The 18,887-nt window shown below is 44.4% G+C and carries 19 protein-coding genes; 2 read left to right on the forward strand and 17 right to left on the reverse strand.

The window, feature by feature from the left end; genetic code table 11:
- Nucleotides 1-4 precede the first annotated feature (4 nt).
- The 3 genes from C7Y69_RS11800 to C7Y69_RS11810 form a co-directional block, all read right to left on the reverse strand.
- A complete protein-coding gene (locus tag C7Y69_RS11800) occupies nucleotides 5-838 on the reverse strand; it encodes a class II glutamine amidotransferase (protein WP_126872843.1) in 834 nt (277 codons plus the stop codon).
- Between the two features lie 91 nt (nucleotides 839-929).
- On the reverse strand, nucleotides 930-2,057 hold the full coding sequence (locus tag C7Y69_RS11805) for a DUF917 domain-containing protein (RefSeq protein ID WP_126872844.1): 1,128 nt from the start codon (nucleotides 2,055-2,057) through the stop codon (nucleotides 930-932).
- Nucleotides 2,054-3,409 carry a purine-cytosine permease family protein gene (locus C7Y69_RS11810; protein WP_126872845.1) on the reverse strand — a complete coding sequence of 452 codons (1,356 nt, stop codon included), beginning with the start codon at nucleotides 3,407-3,409 and terminating at the stop codon, nucleotides 2,054-2,056. The genes C7Y69_RS11805 and C7Y69_RS11810 overlap by 4 nt, the downstream gene beginning before the upstream one ends.
- 387 nt (nucleotides 3,410-3,796) lie before the next feature.
- Here C7Y69_RS11810 and C7Y69_RS11815 point away from each other — a divergent pair, with 387 nt between their 5' ends.
- Nucleotides 3,797-4,330 carry an Lrp/AsnC family transcriptional regulator gene (locus tag C7Y69_RS11815; RefSeq protein WP_126872846.1) on the forward strand — a complete coding sequence of 178 codons (534 nt, stop codon included), beginning with the start codon at nucleotides 3,797-3,799 and terminating at the stop codon, nucleotides 4,328-4,330.
- Here the strand turns inward: C7Y69_RS11815 and C7Y69_RS11820 are convergent.
- Nucleotides 4,319-4,990, reverse strand: a complete 672-nt coding sequence (locus tag C7Y69_RS11820) for a Crp/Fnr family transcriptional regulator (protein WP_126872847.1) — start codon at nucleotides 4,988-4,990, stop codon at nucleotides 4,319-4,321. The two genes, C7Y69_RS11815 and C7Y69_RS11820, sit on opposite strands and share 12 nt — an antisense overlap.
- Nucleotides 4,991-5,068: 78 nt before the next feature.
- Between C7Y69_RS11820 and C7Y69_RS11825 the strand changes: the two genes are divergently transcribed.
- Nucleotides 5,069-5,995, forward strand: a complete 927-nt coding sequence (locus C7Y69_RS11825; protein ID WP_126872848.1) for a sterol desaturase family protein — start codon at nucleotides 5,069-5,071, stop codon at nucleotides 5,993-5,995.
- Nucleotides 5,996-6,092: 97 nt separating this feature from the next.
- On the opposite strand, the gene C7Y69_RS11830 is transcribed toward C7Y69_RS11825, so the two are convergent.
- From C7Y69_RS11830 to C7Y69_RS11890, 13 genes are all read right to left on the reverse strand, one after another.
- Complete coding sequence (locus tag C7Y69_RS11830) at nucleotides 6,093-6,968, reverse strand: MBL fold metallo-hydrolase (protein WP_126872849.1); 876 nt, start codon at nucleotides 6,966-6,968, stop codon at nucleotides 6,093-6,095.
- A gap of 65 nt (nucleotides 6,969-7,033) precedes the next feature.
- A complete protein-coding gene (locus C7Y69_RS11835; RefSeq protein WP_126872850.1) occupies nucleotides 7,034-7,297 on the reverse strand; it encodes a DUF1653 domain-containing protein in 264 nt (87 codons plus the stop codon).
- 176 nt (nucleotides 7,298-7,473) lie between these two features.
- Nucleotides 7,474-8,547: a DNA polymerase IV gene (gene dinB, locus C7Y69_RS11840; RefSeq protein ID WP_126872851.1), complete on the reverse strand. Its 1,074-nt coding sequence runs from the start codon at nucleotides 8,545-8,547 to the stop codon at nucleotides 7,474-7,476.
- Nucleotides 8,548-8,891: 344 nt separating this feature from the next.
- Entirely contained in the window at nucleotides 8,892-9,125 is a 234-nt protein-coding gene (gene nqrM, locus C7Y69_RS11845; protein WP_126872852.1) for a (Na+)-NQR maturation NqrM, read from the reverse strand.
- A 10-nt stretch (nucleotides 9,126-9,135) separates the two neighbouring features.
- Nucleotides 9,136-10,167: an FAD:protein FMN transferase gene (locus C7Y69_RS11850; RefSeq protein ID WP_126872853.1), complete on the reverse strand. Its 1,032-nt coding sequence runs from the start codon at nucleotides 10,165-10,167 to the stop codon at nucleotides 9,136-9,138.
- Nucleotides 10,168-10,233: 66 nt separating this feature from the next.
- The gene (gene nqrF, locus C7Y69_RS11855) at nucleotides 10,234-11,466 is read right to left on the reverse strand and encodes an NADH:ubiquinone reductase (Na(+)-transporting) subunit F (RefSeq protein ID WP_126872854.1); all 1,233 of its coding nucleotides are present in this window, start codon (nucleotides 11,464-11,466) and stop codon (nucleotides 10,234-10,236) included.
- Between the two features lie 20 nt (nucleotides 11,467-11,486).
- Nucleotides 11,487-12,095 carry an NADH:ubiquinone reductase (Na(+)-transporting) subunit E gene (gene nqrE / locus C7Y69_RS11860; RefSeq protein ID WP_013782594.1) on the reverse strand — a complete coding sequence of 203 codons (609 nt, stop codon included), beginning with the start codon at nucleotides 12,093-12,095 and terminating at the stop codon, nucleotides 11,487-11,489.
- A gap of 3 nt (nucleotides 12,096-12,098) precedes the next feature.
- Nucleotides 12,099-12,731 carry an NADH:ubiquinone reductase (Na(+)-transporting) subunit D gene (locus C7Y69_RS11865; protein ID WP_126872855.1) on the reverse strand — a complete coding sequence of 211 codons (633 nt, stop codon included), beginning with the start codon at nucleotides 12,729-12,731 and terminating at the stop codon, nucleotides 12,099-12,101.
- Between the two features lie 10 nt (nucleotides 12,732-12,741).
- Nucleotides 12,742-13,506, reverse strand: a complete 765-nt coding sequence (locus C7Y69_RS11870; RefSeq protein WP_126872856.1) for a Na(+)-translocating NADH-quinone reductase subunit C — start codon at nucleotides 13,504-13,506, stop codon at nucleotides 12,742-12,744.
- Nucleotides 13,496-14,698 carry an NADH:ubiquinone reductase (Na(+)-transporting) subunit B gene (locus tag C7Y69_RS11875; protein WP_126872857.1) on the reverse strand — a complete coding sequence of 401 codons (1,203 nt, stop codon included), beginning with the start codon at nucleotides 14,696-14,698 and terminating at the stop codon, nucleotides 13,496-13,498. Before C7Y69_RS11875 ends, C7Y69_RS11870 begins: the two co-directional genes overlap by 11 nt.
- 2 nt (nucleotides 14,699-14,700) lie before the next feature.
- Nucleotides 14,701-16,041, reverse strand: coding sequence for a Na(+)-translocating NADH-quinone reductase subunit A (locus tag C7Y69_RS11880; RefSeq protein ID WP_126872880.1), 1,341 nt, complete (start codon nucleotides 16,039-16,041; stop codon nucleotides 14,701-14,703).
- Nucleotides 16,042-16,516: 475 nt separating this feature from the next.
- The gene (fabV, locus tag C7Y69_RS11885; protein ID WP_013782589.1) at nucleotides 16,517-17,695 is read right to left on the reverse strand and encodes an enoyl-ACP reductase FabV; all 1,179 of its coding nucleotides are present in this window, start codon (nucleotides 17,693-17,695) and stop codon (nucleotides 16,517-16,519) included.
- Between the two features lie 414 nt (nucleotides 17,696-18,109).
- On the reverse strand, nucleotides 18,110-18,730 hold the full coding sequence (locus C7Y69_RS11890; protein WP_057789303.1) for an FKBP-type peptidyl-prolyl cis-trans isomerase: 621 nt from the start codon (nucleotides 18,728-18,730) through the stop codon (nucleotides 18,110-18,112).
- Nucleotides 18,731-18,887 lie beyond the last annotated feature (157 nt).

Raw genomic sequence — 18,887 nt, forward strand, 5'->3', positions numbered from 1 at the left:
CTTGTTACGCGCTCAATTCAGGGCTCGGGCTTGTCATGGCCACTTCAGATTTGTGTACAGGAACATCCACTTTACCGCTGGCAATCACCTCGCCCTGCTGCCATAGCTTCCATTCACCACGCTCGTAAATATCCCATTGTTCGTCATGAGTTAGTGGCGCAGTGGCAATGATACTCACCACATCGTTGGGTGTGGTTTCTGCAGCAAAATCAATCTCTACCTCCACGTCGCTGAGGCAAGCTGGGCCAAACGGGGCACGGCGGGTAATGCTCGCCATTTTGGTGCTACAAAATGAAAACAACCAGTCGCCATTGCTTAATAAACAATTGAATACGCCCTGCTCTGCGTAGCCTTTTGCGATATCCACCAGTGTATCGGCCAATTGTTGCGGCATCGCATCACGAGGCAAGTTCTCGCGCACCTGATTCATTAAGTCGCAGAACATGGCTTCGCTGTCGGTATCCCCAACGGCTTCATACATGCCTTCACGAGGTACAAAGTTAGGCAGCTGCCCATTGTGGGCAAACACCCAATACTTACCCCACATTTCACGGGTGAAAGGGTGGGTGTTAGCAAGGTTTATATTGCCTACATTAGCTTGGCGAATATGACAAATAGCCGTTTCGCTTTTAATCGGCAGGTGAGATACAAACTCTGCAATTTGAGACGTAGCACAGGGCTCTGGATCGTGAAAAAGGCGAATGCCCTTGCCTTCATAAAATGCCATGCCCCAGCCATCTTTGTGCGGGCCTGTCTCGCCACCACGTCGGGTGAGGCCAGTAAAGCTAAAACACAAATCAGTTGGCGTATTGGCACTCATGCCAAGCAGTTCACACACGATGTACCCTTTTTTAGAACGTTAATAATAACAGGCTTGAGCATAAACAAGCTTGGCGCGCTAAGCAACGCGCAATACGTCTAATTTACACCTATTTATTGTGTCTGTTTTGCAAGCTAGCTGGGCGATAAGGCGCATCTACACCAACATACGCTGGACCAAAGGTAGCTAAGCCCTTTGGGGTTAAAAATGCATCAGGCGCAGGCAAAATAATAACCGCTAACGATTGGCCAATTTCATAATGCGGATTGGTCACTGGCTCACCAGTATTCTCATCAATTACACAAATGAGATCTGGAATAGTCACATCCACTTCACCATCGTAGTAGCTGATTAGGTTTTCGTTCTTAACTCCTAACTTGTAGGTATGTCCTGCGTCATTCCCTTCATCATCGTCTGCGCCAGCTAAATCAACGGTTCCGACAGAAAAGCCACCTATGGTATCAAATTCAAAGGCTGTCACTTTGCCTCTAAAGGCAACAAAGCCATTGCCAACATCTGCAATCACTTTGGCAATATCCGCACCTTCCTCTTTGGCTGCCGATACCGCTTTACCTAGCGCCCACGCTTTTGAAATAGTTCCACCAATAAGGGCATGCCGAATGTCTTTTACTGGCATAGCGTGGTCGATAGCCGCTATGTCGTTGGCGCTAACTTGGCAAAGTGCACGCATAACATGCTCGGCTCTTTGGTCATCATGCAACCCTTCACACACGAAGGTTTCGCAAAAGCTGTTGGCGGCAATAACAGGCGCGGCATCCAGTCCGTTTAGATAATAGGTTGAGTGGGTTATTTCAGGTACAGCCCGCCCAGCGGGATCACCGTCAATCACCACGCCACCATTTAACGCTGCGGTATAAAATGCCACAGCTGTATTAGAACCGCCCATTTCACAGCATACCGTGCCATAAAACTTTCTATCAAAATAAGACTCTATGCGGCTATACGCGGCGCATATAGCTGGCTCAGCATTTCTGGGTAAGGCTTTGTATTCGTCGGCCTCTTTGGCCGTTAAATCGAGGGCGCCGAGCAAATAAGGCGTGCAAATCCATTCATCGTCGGGGGCTTCATCTAGTCCTACAAGCCGAAGTGGTAATCCCTTCTCTATCACTTCGTTAATTAATGCTAGGCCTTCACTCATTTCACCACCGCCCCCGGTGCCTAGCACAGTACAGCCTAGCAAAATGTCTTTCATATCTTGAAAGCTTAGTTCTTTCATAGGTTTTCTCTTTCGGTGGTGTCTTTGGTTGCGGTTGCGGGTGCAGTGCTATCGGTACTGTTCTTTACGGCGCTCTTATTAGTAAGAACTCGCATTGCGCGGGTTAAAATAAGGTAGCTGGCTAACGAAATAATTAAGGCGTCTATGGCTTCAATAGGGGTGATAAAAAGCCCTGTTTCAGCGCTGGTAAAGCTAAACAGGATACCGGTTATCCACGCGGCTATGGCGCAAATGTTAAACGCAGGAATAAAGTCACCCGCCCGGTACACAGCTTGTCGTCGAAGAATAAAAAAATCAGCGCAGTAGATAGCCGCAACAGGGGTAAACATGATAGACAAAGAGAAAAGGAATTCAGAAAAACTATCAAGCAAATTAAGTGATGACGCCACGGCTCCCATCACACCCATCGCAATAATCAGTAATTTTTGTTTGCCACCATTAATGACTGCCGCAGCCCCCAATGAGGCACTGTATAAATTCAGTACATTGGTGAGCCAGCTGGAACAAATAAGCAATACAAAGGCGGCTAGCCCCAGCCCAACCTTTACCATCAGGGCAAGAATATCGTCACTACCGAATACATTTGCGGCTAACGAAGCAGCAATGTAGACAAACGTGCTTAATAGAAAAAAGGGAATGAAAGACGCCGACCATGCATCTCGTTTTGTTCGACAAAAGCGGGCTAAGTCGGGCAGCAACACGATAGACACAATAAAGCTTCCTACCACCGCCGACACCGCCGTACCAAACCCCATCGTGGGCTCGACGGACGCCAAGCCACCTGAGGTCTCTATCGCCATCGCGCTTTTTATTAATAGGAATAGCGTAACCATTCCCATAATAGGTACCAGCCAAGTGGATAATTTTTCCATGCGCTGAAAGCCGTACAAGGTAGTAACAACAATGACAGCACTAACGCCCCACTCGATAGCACTGGTGTTAAAAGTAATACCCAAGTAATCGACCAGTAAACCGTTGGTGGCTAGCGCGAATAAGTCAAGATTAACGCCGTACCAGCCTAATAATGATAGTACGAAACAAAAAGACACAAGCTTTGCGCCCCATACCCCAAACACATGGCGTATGGTTAAAAACGATGTTAGCCGGTTAGCATGCCCTACCAGCGCGGTAACCGCCCCAAAGAAAGCTAAAATTAAGCCACCTACCAGAAAAGCAGCAAGACTTTCCCAAAAGCCCAACGCTTCGCCTATTTCTATCCCTGTGATCAGCCCAGGAACCGCAAAGGCCAATGCCCCGTTTATCATACCTACCGCGACGCCACTTGTTTGCGCACTTTCAGGCACAGGCTCCAGGGCGTAGTCATTAGTATCTGTTGTATTTTCAGACGTCATATTTTTGTTATCCCTGTTAAGGTCGACAAATTGCGAAATGACTAACGCATTCCAGCAATTATCGTTTGAATTTATTCACTGACGTAAAAATAACGCATACATTTAGCGCGATAAAAGTCGCTATACACGCCCAATTTTAATTCCCAATACTATTGTGCAAACTTTCCACAAAATAATATTTTGTTAATTAATAAATTTTGATAGTCTGACTAGCGAATTTAACGCTTATTACGAACTTATTGCCATTTTAAAAAATATTATTTCACGCTAGCAAGATACTTTATCTTCTATCTGACTCCTATGAAGACCCCAGCAGAAAAGCTTTTCAGCGCGAAAGACAGTCCTATATGTAGCGATACATGAATTTAAGCTAACAGAAACTACCTTATGAAAAAGATTATTCATTTAGACAGCTACAACCAAAAGATATTGGCCATATTGCATTTGCAAGCAGACCTTACCAACGTGGAATTGGCAGGCCGAGTTAACCTTTCCCCTAGCGCCTGCTTTCAGCGGGTAAAAGCATTAAAAGAAGCTGGCTACTTTCGCACCTTTCACGCTGACGTGAATATTGAAGCCATGTGCGAACATGTTTTCGCCTATGTTGAATTTACCTTACATGACAATAGTGCCCCTTTTAAACGGCGCTTCATTGCTGCTATTCAAGAAATACCAGAGTTCATGGATTGCATGCAAATTACAGGAAAAGTGGATTATGTGTCGTTCAGTTGTTTTGCGAATATCGCCAAACTTAACGAAGCTTGTACATCGTTAAGTGACAGAGAAGACCTTGGTATTAAGCGCATTGAAAATCGGATTATTTTATCAAGAGAAAAATTCTTTTTGGGCTATCCGCTGGCGCAATTAAAATGGTTGGATAAAGCGAAAATTTCTATGGGTGAATCTGCATCAGACAGGTAGCAAAGACGTATTATCGTTAAGCCACTCAGACATTGCTGCCTCATTAACGATCTCTACTTTTCCATACTGCTTACGAATTAGTGAAAGCGATACTAATTTATTCAGGGCCTTATGCGCGGTTAGCACAGTTACGCCTAATCGCTCAGCATAATCGCTTTGCCTAAGCCTTACAGCAGTAGTGTGCTGAGCCGCACTGGTTTGATAAATTAATTTCGCCAACTGTACATGAGTAGGTAAGCGTAAAATGTCATCTAACCGCTCTAGGGTAGCGTGAAGCTTTATGGCAAGATTCCGCGTTAAAAATACGCCAACTTCAGGATGCGCAACCTCAAGTTTCCGAAAGCGGCTTTCATTAATTTGCAGCACATTGCAGTCGGACATTGCTTGCGCATGATGGGTTCTGGCCAACGAAGCATATAGGGTGAATTCGCCAAAGGTGTCGCCCCGCTCCATTACTGTGGTGAGTTGATAGTTACCGTCCACGCCATAATTGCCCACCTTCACTTGCCCAGCCAATACGATGGACAGCCCAGGTTTTAAATCCCCGCGATTGTGGATCATAGCGCCATTTTCGTATTCAGTTGGCGTACCAAATTGATTGCATAACGAAAGTAGTGACTCTTCCATTACAACCTGATTGAGTGCTTTTACATACGACAATTTTTCACCAAATCTATAGTTCTATATATTTACCATGTTAATGGGGTGTTAATTTAACTGCAATAAGTGGAGTTAATTATGAACTATCAAATTGCGATCATCGGAATTTTTCTATTATTTGCGTTACTGGAAGCAAAGCAAGGTAAGCTTTTTAAGAAAAGCGCAGAAGTAAGCGATGATGGAAAAGTCGAACTCATTGGCACTCTAGTACTATTTGTCATTACGCAGCCATTAGTGCTGTTTAGCGCAGGTGCATTGATGCTGTTAGTTGTACCTCAGTATCAAGGAGCATTAAGCAACTCATCTATTTTTCTTCATATTGCACTGCTACTAATATTTGATGACATGATGCAGTATTGGTGGCACCGCCTGTCTCACTCCACACGTTTCCTGTACAACTTGCACCGTGCACATCACAACGGAAAGTACATGAGCGTGCGCATTATCTATCGCAATAATGTGTTCTATTACCTGTTGATGCCATCGCTGTGGTTTTCAGGCGCGCTCATCTATTTAGGGTTAGGCTGGACCTATGCGTTCTATCTTGTGGTTAAGCTAGGTGTGATTACCGGTGCGCATGCCGAATGGAAATGGGACAGATTTTTGTACCAAACGCCGTTTTTTAACAAGCTTGCTTGGGTTCTTGAAAGGACAATATCCACGCCATCTACTCACAGTGCCCATCATGGCTTAAAAGCGGATGATGGCGTAACTAACTATAAAGGTAATTACGGAAATCTATTATTTTTCTGGGACGTGTTGTTTGGAACTGCCAAAATTACGCGAAAATACCCAGCTCAATATGGTATTGAAGGGATGTTTTACGCTAATTGGGTAGAGCAACTTGTATGGCCGCTATACAAAACCCCGCGAAAACCTAAATTGGCTAACAACTCAGCTGAGGAAACGACTATCAAACCGTCATCTAGCCCTAGTGGCAAAGCAGATTCCGAGGGAGAATTGATATCAGAACCTACGGTGAATAAACCTGACCCAGCCATATGAAAAGGGGCTGATGTAGGAGCAGTATTACAACTGCTCCTTACGGTTTTTATTTGTGCTTCCTCGGGAGCTTTGGGTAGATGCTCACTTACAGGCTTACTTAAGCTTCTTCGTAAAGTGTTGCAATCCATTTCTCTTCAGAAATGAAGCTCCATGCCCACTTGTCCCATTTACTATCGAGCCCTGTTTCAGTAATTGCTTCAAGGCTCATGCCTTTTGCTTTCTGCGCTTTTACAAAGGCAAAAGTTTCTTCAATCATGGCAAGAAAGGTCGTGTACTCAGCTTTGTTGCTAAGTTCACCATGACCAGGAATGAGCACAGTATCGTCATCTATTTTCGCCAACACTTGCTTTACTGAATCAATGTAACCTTCAACACTACCGCCAGAATTTAAGTCGATGAATGGGAATAACCCATTAAAAAATAAATCCCCCGTGTGCATGATATCCGGCTGTTCAAACCATACTATGCTATCGCCATCGGTGTGCCCTGATTCAAGATGCATAATGTGAATGGTTTCACCGTTAAAATGTAACTTAATGCCGTTTTCATAAGTGATAGCGGGCAGCGCATCTGGCGATACTTTTTCATCGTTGGCTAATCGAACGCGCACGTTATCGTGGGCGAGAATAGTCGCGCCTTTGTGGCTGTGGAAGAACGCGTTCGAGCCTGTATGGTCGCCGTGGTAATGAGTGTTAATTACATACTTTGGTTTATCGCTACCAAGCTCGCCGAGTGCCGTCGCAATTTTTTCAGCTAAAGGGGCGAATTGATCGTCAATAATTAGAATGCCATCGTCACCGGCAGAAACGCCGATATTACCGCCCATCCCCGTTAACATATGCACCGAGCCTTTAAGTGCTGTTGCCTCTATTTCAACCTTTTCGAAGCGGTCTTGCGAAAAAGCGGCTGGAATGAAGGTAGTCGAGACTAAACTTGCAGCAAGTAGAAAAGTTCGGGTAAATTTGTGCGTCATCAGGGTTCCCTAAAAGAGTGCTTATTATTGAATAGATTTAAATACACTATGACCTAGTTTGCGGTTCAGATCATTTTTTCGCCGTTTGGGATCTCACCAATATAAGCAAATCGAGGGACAGACTTACCTTCTACCAGCACCTCTTCTTCAAACATACTCAATGGGCGCACCCACAGGGCTTTTTCGCCATAACATGGGCGATATACCACTAAGGAAGACTCGTCTTCTGAATGTGTCGCTACTTCATAAACGTCGTAATCACTGCCTTTATAATGGCGGTAGCGACCTGGGGTTTTGAGCTCTTGGTTTTTAGGTTTTGGGGTAGTCATGATGGCTCCTGCTTTTTACTTTTTGTTAATTTGAATACGGTAGAAGTCGGACTCTGTTCATAAAGCGTCTGATAAGGTTGCTCAATTTTGAAGTTATTCACTAATCTACTCGGCTATCTACTCATCTAGGTACTCACCTATCTCGCACTTTACTACTCACCTTTCTAATCACCTATCTACTCACCCTCTAGGGGTAAAGGGAGTTGATGTATGGTTTGTGCCTCACCAAGACCAATGTGCAGACCAACTAAGCGTATACCACGGCCTTTAGCACGCTCGTAAGCTTCTTGTAGTAGGGTATCAAAGTAATGCGCATTTAACGAAGGGCATCGATGCTCAACCGTGGTTAGCTGGAAGTCTTGAAATTTAAGTTTCACCCCTTGAGTACGAATACGAATAGACTTGCCTGTGCGCTTTTCATGCGCCTGTATGCGTTCCTGAAGCTTTTCTAGTAAATGAGGCATAAAGTCGCGACATTCTTCCAATGAGTGAATATCGTTGCTTAGCGTGCGCTCTACGCCTATAGACTTACGTTCTCTCGATACTGACAGTTCTCGATCATCAATACCGTGAGCACGCTCCCATAATACCGCACCAAATTTACCTAATTCTTTTTGTATGCGCTCAAACGGGTAACTGCGCACATCGTTACAGGTAGCTAAGCCTAATCGTTGTAGCTTTTGCATTGTTACCTTACCTACCCCGGGAATTTTTTTAAGAGGCATAGCCCTTACAAAACGATCTAATTTATCCGGGGTAATGACACAAATACCATTAGGCTTATTCTCATCACTGGCCACTTTTGCTACGAACTTACAGGGTGCAACGCCCGCCGAGGCGGTTAACCCCAGCTCTGACTCAATTCGACTTCTAATTTCTTCAGCTATTAACGTGGCACTGCCACCGCAATATTGGCTATTGGTCACATCGAGGTAGGCTTCGTCTAACGAAAGTGGTTCGATTAAATCGGTATAGTCGGCAAATATTTCGCGAATTCGTTGGGACTCTTTTACATACGCCTCCATACGCCCTTTCACTAAGGTAAGATTTGGGCAAAGCTTGAATGCGTAAGCGGTAGCCATGGCGGAGCGAACACCATATTTACGGGCAGGATAATTACAGGTAGAGATAACCCCTCGATGCTGTGAGCTTCCACCAATGGCAATAGGGATATTACGTAACGCAGGGTTGTCACGCATTTCAACCGCAGCATAAAAGCAGTCCATATCTACATGGATGATTTTTCGCATGGTGTATGCTCCCAAACTGCCCCTAAGCCGCCCCTAAGTAGCTAGCTCTAGTATACAAGCCTTTAAAAAAAGCTGTATGTAAAAACAGTATTCTAGAACATATCAGTAACGCTTACCACTATATACGATGATAGTAAGTAACTACTTAGCGCTAACTATGAATGAACGGGCAAAATGGGCGTATCGTTTTAGATAAAAAAGCGCGGTAAGCTTACCGCCTATCGCGCTTTTATCTATGAACGGTTATTGCAGTGTAGTGGATTTCAATATCTTGCAAGTCCGTGGTATGAAAGGCTCTATTTATTAGCGCCTACTGACATCACCAGGTTAACTACACCATCAGATTAAAGGATCTGATTCTGTTTCCATTCATTCAATTTCTTTTCTCTCGCTTCTTCTTTTTCCATACGAGACTTTTTGCGGTCGCAAGGCTCTGGGCAATCACATGCTTTCGCGATACCTAATGCGCCTAATCCACCGCAACTACCTGAGATAGTTTTGCGCTGCACCACGTAGCCAACAGCCATGGCGAGTACCATAGTGAGGAAGAAACCGAATGCTAAAATAAACGTAGACATAGCCTACTCCTTAATTATTTACTTCTACCAGTTTATCAAATTCTGGCGTGGCATACTCTTCAAATCCGTCTGCCGTGCGACGAATGAGGAATACAGCAAGTTGTTCTTGCTCTGCAAGGTCGATTGCTCGTTGCCACCCCATTACATTGAACGCTGTGGCTAAGCCATCAGCAATCATTGAAGATGGGTTTACCACCGTAACCGATACCAAATCATGGGTTATCGGCGAGCCGGTATTCGGATCAATCAAATGAGAGTAGCGTTTACCGTCTTCTTCGTAATAGTTACGGTAATCGCCCGAAGTCGCTATAGCATTAGTACCAATAGACACCACTTTTTGGACCGCGCGTTCTGTCGTGACCGGCTTTTCAATCGCAATTAGCCATTCACTGCCATCGCCGCGTTCGCCTTTAACCCGCATTTCACCGCCAATCTCTACAAGGTAATGTTGTAAGTGATGAGCATCTAAAATCGCTGCCACTTCATCAACACCATAACCTTTAGCAATCGTTGATAAATCAACGTAAAGCATAGGATTTGCCTTCATAAGACCGGTTGGCGTTGTAGATAATTTCTCATAGCCTACATAATCTCGTACTGCATCGATATCGGCTTGGGTTGGCACTTTTTCAGGGCGTTTATTCGGACCGAACCCCCACAAATTGACCAAGGGGCCTACCGTAACATCTAGCACGCCGTCACTCAAACGAGCCAACCGGAGTGCTTCGTTAACTACCGTTAGTGTCTCTTTAGACACCTCGAAGTTATCAGAATAACGATATTGGTTAAATCGAGATAACTCAGATGTTGTGTCGTAGGTAGACATCAATTTATTAATATTAACTAGCTTTGCATCAATCTCTTCCTGCAAGCCTTCAACTTCTTTTTCACCTTCCGCAAGCACATACTTAACATTATAAGTCGTGCCCATGGTTTGGCCTTGCAGATGCGCTACTGCAAGCGGTTTGTCGCTGCAACTTGCTATCATTAGAATACTGATAGCGATAATAGCTAACGCTATACGTGCAAAAAATCGAATCACGTTTATGGTCCTTTAACTAAACAAAAAGGGGGCTCTCGCCCCCTTTCTTACCTAATGGATTTCGGATTAACCACCGAAGTCATCAAGCATTATATTTTCGTCTTCAACACCTAGTTCTTTCAACATGTTGATAACGGCTGCGTTCATCATAGGTGGTCCACACATGTAGAACTCACAATCTTCTGGCGCAGGGTGGTCTTTCAAATAGTTCTCAAGAAGAACTTGGTGAATGAACCCAGTATAACCTTCCCAGTTGTCCTCAGGCTGAGGATCTGAAAGGGCTACATGCCATTTGAAGTTATCGTTTTCTGCAGCTAACTCATCGAAGTCTTCTGTATAGAACATTTCACGAAGTGAACGTGCACCGTACCAGAAGCTCATCTTACGATCTGTTTTTAAGCGACGAAGTTGGTCGAAGATATGAGAACGCATTGGCGCCATACCAGCTCCACCACCGACGAATACCATTTCGTTTTCAGTTTCTTTTGCAAAGAATTCACCGAATGGACCAGAAATAGTGGCTTTGTCGCCTTCTTTAAGGCTCCAGATGTACGATGACATTTTACCAGCAGGTAGACTTAGGTTATTAGGTGGCGGCGTAGCAATACGCACGTTCAACATAATAATGCCTTCTTCTTCTGGGTAGTTAGCCATTGAGTAAGCACGAATAGTTTCTTCATCTACCTTAGATTCGATATCGAAGAAACCAAAGCGTTCCCAATCACCACGATACTCATCAGGGATTTCAAACTCTTTGTACTTAACATGATGCGCAGGGGCTTCAATTTGAATGTAACCACCAGCACGGAAAGGTACGCTTTCACCGTTAGGAATTTGAAGCTTAAGTTCTTTGATGAAGGTGGCTTTGTTGTCGTTAGAAATAACTTCACAATCCCACTTTTTAACACCAAATACTGACTCTTCAAGTTCGATTTCCATGTCTTGCTTAATCGCAACCTGACATGACAAACGACAGCCTTCACGGGCTTCACCTTTAGTGATGTGATCAAGTTCAGTTGGAAGAATTTCACCACCACCTGAATGCACGTCTACACGGCACTGACCACATGAACCACCGCCACCACATGCTGAAGATACGAAGTATCCTGCATCTGCTAGTGCGCCAAGAAGCTTGCCGCCTGGCTCAGTTTTAATTGCTTTGTCTGGGTCACCATTAATGGTGATAGTTACATCACCGCTAGGTACCAGCTTCGACTTAGCAAACATGATGATAAATACTAGCGCCAATACAATGGCAATAAACATGCCGACGCCTAGGAAAATTTCTACTTGATTCATTTATATGCTCCCGAGCTCGATTACAGCTGAATACCAGTGAATGACTGGAAGCCAAGTGCCATAAGACCCGCAATCATGAACACAGAGCCCAGACCACGAATACCATCAGGCATATCGGCATATTTAAGCTTTTCACGTACAGCGGCCAAAAGCACAATTGCGATTGCCCAACCCATACCACTTCCTACGCCGTAAACGACACTTTCGGTCAAGTTGTATTCACGTTGTACCGCGAATGCCACACCACCGAAGATAGCGCAGTTAACCGTAATTAGCGGAAGGAAAATACCAAGCGCGTTATAAAGCGCAGGGAAAAACTTATCTAAGCTCATTTCCAAAATTTGAACCAATGCCGCGATAACGCCGATAAAGGTTAAGAAATTCAGGAAGCTTAAATCTGCATCAGGGAAACCAGCCCAAGCTAGTGCACCTGGTGCAAGGATGTTCACATAAATGATTTGGTTAACCGGTACAGAAATACCCAGTACTACGATTACCGCAACACCAAGACCCATAGCAGTTTTAACTTTCTTCGATACCGCCAAGAAGGTACACATACCTAAGAAAAGTGATAACGCCATGTTCTCAACAAAAATTGAGCGAACAAATAACGACAAATAATGTTCCATGACTTACTCCTTAGGCTCTACTTGCTCGGGACGAAGGGTACGGATAACCCAAATCATACCGCCGATTAAGAAGAATGAGCTAAATGGTAGGATTAACAAACCATTACCCTGATACCAACCACCGTTTTGAACTAGTGGAAGAATTTCGAAGTTCAGAATAGTACCGAAACCGAATAGCTCTTTAATTGTACCAATAACAATAAGTACAAATGAGTAACCTAAACCGTTACCAATACCATCTAAAAAGCTCATCAGAGGTGGGCTCTTCATTGCATAGGCTTCAGCACGACCCATTACGATACAGTTAGTAATAATCAAACCAACGAATACCGACAGCTGCTTCGAAATTTCGTACGAATAAGCCTTCAATATTTGGTCAACTACGATTACCAACGACGCGATGATAGTCATTTGGATGATAATACGAACGCTTGATGGTATCTGGTTACGAATCATTGAAATAAACAAGTTCGAAAACGCTACAACCGTGGTTAGCGCTAAAGACATTACCAAGGCTGTTTCTAGCTTAGTGGTAATAGCCAGTGCTGAACAAATACCCAGAACCTGTAAGGCGATAGGGTTGTTGTCCATAATTGGCCCAAAGAGGGCCTTTTTCATTTCTTTAGTATCTGCCATGAGACTCCCCTTATGAACGCCATGCCTGAGTCTTCAGGAACTGGCCGAAGCCTTGCTCGCCTACCCAGTATTGAATCGTGTTTTCAACACCTTTACTGGTTAGGGTAGCACCTGAAAGCGCATCAATAGTGTGTGGATTGCTTGGGTTTGCATTTTTAACTACGCGGATAGCCACTTCGCCATCTTCAAATAGTTTCTTTCCATCCCATTTGTCCTGCCACGCTGGGTTTTGCACTTCGCCACCAAGTCCTGGTGTTTCTTTTTGTTGATAGTAAATCAACTCACGAACTGTTTCGCCATCGGCGTCAAGGGCAAGAAAACCGTACATAAGATCCCACAAACCACTACCGTGAACGGGTAAGATAATGCGAGATACATCGCCAGCTTCGTCACGTACCAAATAAACACTGGCAACATTAGGGCGACGTTGGAAGCCAACGTTGCTGCTAGTCACTTTTGTGCTGTACTCAGTTTGCTTAGCGGCTTTATACATATCGTAATCTGGTTCTGGTGCTTCTACAAACTCACCGCTTTCCAAATCAACATAGCGAGATTCAATCTTTTCGCTATATGTACTTTCGATTGTTTTACCTGTCATGCCTGCTTCGTAAAGCCCTGCTGCGTTCAAAATGTTGCTCTTTTTATCAAGCGACGCATTAGTTTGTTGTAATGAGCGCAAGCCTACAGCTGCGCCAGATACAACAATTGAACACACAAGACAAACGGCAACTACAACGCCAATCGTTTTTCCTAAAGATTCTTTTTTAGCCGACACGAGCTACCCTCCGCTTGATATTACTTTGTGCGACGAAATAGTCGAACAGTGGCGCCCAAAGGTTGGCAAAAAGAATGGCCAACATTACACCTTCTGGGAAGGCTGGGTTTAGCACACGTACAAGTACTGTCATAAAGCCGATGAAAATACCGTATGCCCACTTACCTTGGTTGGTAAACGATGCAGACACAGGGTCTGTGGCCATAAAGAACATACCAAAGGCAAGACCACCAATAACAAAGTGCCAATGTGCAGGCATAGCAAACATGTAGTTGGTATCACTACCAATCATATTCAGCAAGGTGGCAAACACGGCTACCCCAATTGCTACACCAGCAACAATTCGCCAGCTTGCAATACGCATGTACATAATGAACAAGCCACCAATTAAGATAGCTAATGCCGAAACTTCACCCGCAGAACCTGCGATAGTTCCGAAGAAGCTATCAAACCAAAGGTCCATGTTGGCGTAATCAAGCGCGCCTGAAGCCGCTTGGCTTAATGATGTTGCACCTGAGTACCCATCAGCAGCAACCCAAACTTGGTCACCAGAGATTTGTGCAGGATAGGCGAAGTATAAGAACGCGCGACCAGACAATGCAGGGTTAAGGAAGTTACGGCCAGTTCCACCGAAGACTTCTTTAGCGATAACCACACCAAAGGTAATACCTAATGCAACCTGCCAAAGCGGAATAGTTGCCGGTAACGTTAATGCGAAAAGTACCGAGGTAACGAAGAAACCTTCGTTAACTTCGTGCTTACGTACCGAAGCAAATAGTACTTCCCAGAAGCCACCAACAATAAAGGTAACTGCATAGATAGGTAACCAGAAACAGGCACCGTAGAAGAACAGGCCTAGCAAACCAGAATTCGCTAAGTCTCCACCTAAGGCAGTGAATAATCCTGCTTGCCATGTATCAGGCAGTGTACCGGCACCAGCAGCAATAGCTTCTTGCGCTTGGAAACCAATGTTGTACATACCGAAGAACATTGCTGGAAATGTTGCTAACCACACCAAAATCATGATGCGTTTAAGGTCGATGCTGTCACGCACGTGCGTGTTAGCTTTGTTTACTTTACCAGGAGTATAGAAAATAGTTGCCGCTGCTTCATACAGTGCATACCATTTTTCGTGCTTTCCACCTGGCTCAAAGTTCGGTTCAATCTTTTCTAAATACGCTTTTAAACCCATGACTAACCCTCTTTCTCAATCGTGGTCAAACAGTCGCGTAAAATCGGGCCGTAGTTGTATTTGCCAGGGCATACATAGGTACACAATGCCAAATCTTCTTCGTCCAACTCTAAACAACCCAATGTCTGAGCACTGTCACAATCACCAGAAATCAGATCTCTAAGCAAAAGCGTAGGGATGATATCTAGGGGCATAACGCGTTCGTAATTACCAATTGGCACCATCGAGCGCTCAGAGCCATTGGTTGTTGTTGTCATATCAAATTTCTTGCTGCCACCTAAGTGACCAAGATAAGCGCGCGTGACGGAATGCTTGTCTGAACCAGGCGTGATCCAACCAAGGAATTTCTTCTCGCGACCTTCTTTAAGCAGTGATACTTGGGTGTGGAAACGACCTAGGAAGCCGTGAACACCTTGTGCGGTTACGCCGTTTAATACGGAACCTGAAACCACACGTACGTCACCGTCTTGTTGTTCGTTTGCTAGCAACTCTTCTAAATCAGCACCGATAGTGGTACGAACTAGGCGAGGGTTTTTAGCAGATGGACCACCAATAGCAACAACACGACGGGCATCTAGCTCACCCGTGGTAAGCAATGCGCCAAAGGCCATTACATCTTGGTAGCTAATGTGCCAAACCGTTTTATTCAAACCAGCAGAATCCAAATAATGGATATGTGTACCTGCTAAGCCAGCTGGGTGTGGTCCACCGAATTCTTCTACGTCTACTGCGGCATCGCCAGTGGCTACTGATGAGCCTGCAGCTTTACAAACGTAAACTTTGCCGCCACTTAACTGCGTTAACGCTTTTAAGCCGTTTACGAAGTCATCGTTGCGCTCAGCAATAATCACCGCTGGATCCGCGGCTAGCGGATTGGTGTCCATTGCTGTAACAAAGATTGAATTTGGTACCGAGTCAAGGGCTGGAGATTTGCTAAATGGACGCGTACGTAACGCTGTCCACATACCTGACTCAACAAGGATTGATTGGAGTTGCTCCCGCTCAGTACTGGCGATTTTGTCTGCAGCAATTTTATCAAAGCTAACAGCATCACTGCCATTAACCTTAACGACTACTGATTGCAAAACACGCCTTGCACCACGGTTTACCTCTACCACTTCGCCCGCAGCTGGAGCAGTGAACTTAACGCCAGGATTCTTTTTGTCTTCAAAAAGCATCTGGCCTTTTTTCACTACATCGCCAACTTGGACGTGCATGGTAGGACGCATACCCACATATTCTTCTCCCAGAATGGCAACGCGTGAAACAGCAGACCCTTCAGCGATCTCCTGCTTCGGCGCTCCCTCTATTGGGAGGTCGAGACCTTTCTTGATTTTTATCATATGTAATCGCACTACTCTAATAGAAATACTCTTTTGCATGACCGCAGACAATCCTGCTTATCAGCATGCAAAAGCGTACTATTGTTAAGGTGTAGAACACCTTTAATATTTAGATTGACGGAATTTACTTACTGTTACGGTCAGCCTGTTATGAAGCCGTAACTTACATTCCAAATGTATAAGCGACGTTATACGCCTTTTCTTTTATAGACCAACAGTGAAAATTTACACTTATTTTTGTTGTTGTATTACTGCAATTAACGCTGTTGTTGAGTAGAAGTAGAATAGACCCCTACTTAATTTCGGGATTTTAGCATTAACCGAGCGGTTTGTGCCACGCAAATCATAGATAAAGAGCAACTTTTCTATAATTTAATGTAAACCCCATTTACGTTTAAGTGGTAAGTAAACAACGAAAAAGCCGTCTATTCGACGGCTCTACTCAATATTAGGCTTATTTAAGTATAGTAAACCTCTACCATTTCACGAGCGGGTCAATATCCTGTTCGTAATCAACACCTTCAACATCAAAACCAAACAGTTTTAAGAATTCGTGGTGATAACCAGCGTAATCGCTTAGTTCATGAAAGTTCTCTTGGGTCACTTTGTCCCACAAGGCTTGAATTTTAGCTTGCGTAACGTCATTGGTTTCAATGCCGTCCATGCGATAGCGGTTTGCCTCATCTAATGTGGGTGTATCACCAAATAGGCAAGTTGAGAACAACCCATGTATTTGTTCAATACAGCCCTCATGGGTCCCGTCGCGCTTCATCACTTCCTGCATTAACGAGATATAAAGCGGCATAACCGGAATGGCAGAACTGGCTTGTGTGACCAAGGCTTTCAACGAACTTACATTCGCTTCAACGAGTAATTCGGTATTTTTGCCAATGATAGCCGCGGCAGCTCTGTCTAAGTCTTCTTTTGCTTTTCCGATGGTCGCTTGACCATAGATGGGCCACGTTAGTGCTTTGCCGATATAGGTGTACGCCGTGGTCTTGCAACCTTCAGCAAGTACGCCAGCCTCTGCTAGATGATCCATCCAGCGCTCCCAATCTTCTCCGCCCATGACTTTAATGGTGTTTAAGATTTCGTCGTCATTTGCCGCCTCTAGCGTAACATCATGCACTTTATCTTTGTCGGTATCGTACGTTTTGGTGGTGTACTCACGCCCCACAGGTTTAAGCGTAGATTTATAGACCACGCCCGTATCTGGATCGGTTCTGCGCGGTGATGCCAAGCTATAAATCACAAGGTCGACCTTGCCCATATTGGCTTTAATCTTATCGATTGTTTGCGCTTTAATTTCATCTGAAAACGCATCACCGTTAATAGTTTCAGCATAAAGCCCTTTTTTAGCTGCCTGCTGATGGAAGGCTGCAGTATTGTACCAACCTGCTGTGCCAGTTTTACGTTCTGAAGGCGCTTTTTCGAAGCAAACGCCAAGGGTTTTTGCACCATAACCAAATGCAGAAGTAATACGCGATGCCAATCCGTAACCGGTTGAGCTACCAATCACTAGCACGTTTTTAGGGCCATCACCTAAGTTGCCTTTCTCTTCAATATAGGCAATTTGTTGTTCTACTGACTTTGCACAACCCACAGGATGTGCGTTTGTGCAGATAAAGCCTCTCACTTTAGGCTTGATAACCATAATCATTTTCCTTTTTTATGCGTGCGCCTATTGTAAACGTGCAAGGGCTTATAACAACTCGGAGCAGATGACACTAACTAAGCACCGAACACCCTATTCATCAAAAAGATACACATGTACAAACGGGTAGCGAAGTTCGAAAGCGGTTTTTAAAGTCTATATCGAAAGAATATCTTGGAACGCTATGTAATGTATACGAAAACAAAAATGATGAGCGACTATTGCGCTAGAAGCAAATGAAAAAGCGAGAGTTCAAACTATATTACGAACTGAAAATAAGTAAGGCAGAGACAGGAAAAGGCAGAGACAGGAAAGTGAAGTATGAAATGTGGCGTTAAATATAAAGTGGAACGAATCATGACTACACATGAATAAAAAGGTGAGCCCCCACAAGAGCTCACCTTTTTGAGTGAATTAACCTAAGATATCAAGCAATTCAACATCAAAAATTAACGTGCTGTATGGTGCGATTGCTGCACCAGCACCTTGCTCACCGTACGCAAGATCGTGTGGTACGTATAAACGCAGCTTAGCACCAACTTTCATAAGCTGTAGTGCTTCAGTCCAGCCTCTGATCACGCCGCCAACTGGGAATTCAGCCGGTTGACCACGATCGTAAGAGCTGTCAAAAACGTCACCTGAAGTAAGTGTGCCGTGGTAATGAACACGAACCGTGCTATCTGCAGTTGGCGTTTCGCCATCGCCTTCAGCCAATACTTCGTATTGTAAGCCAGACTCAGTCACTTGAACTTCTTCACGCTTTGCGTTTTCTTCAAGGAACTTAACGCCTTCTTCGATAACCGCTTTGCTTGCTTCTTCTTTCTCAGCTTGCATACGCTTATGGATTTCGCCGAATGCATCACGTAGTGCGTCGTTATCAACCTGCGGAGCTTGACCCGCGAAAGCATCTTTTAACCCTGTCACTACTGCATCAATCGCTAAACCTTCGAAAGGGTTAGATTGCAATTGTTGACCCATTTGAAAACCAATGCCGTAACTTGCTTGGGTTTCTACTGTGTTGAATGTATCAGTCACAAGAACTCCTGAAATTAAATTACAAATGCAGTACAAATTTCAAACAAACCGCGTTTCACGAATATGTTTCTGCATTTTCCGGTGCAAGAGTGTAGCACACCAGAATTTATCTTGCTTTGAGCATTAAATAGATGGGTGCAAATGGAACAAAATATTG

It is taken from the genome of Alteromonas sp. KS69 (assembly GCF_003989595.1).
Taxonomy (GTDB): domain Bacteria; phylum Pseudomonadota; class Gammaproteobacteria; order Enterobacterales; family Alteromonadaceae; genus Alteromonas; species Alteromonas naphthalenivorans.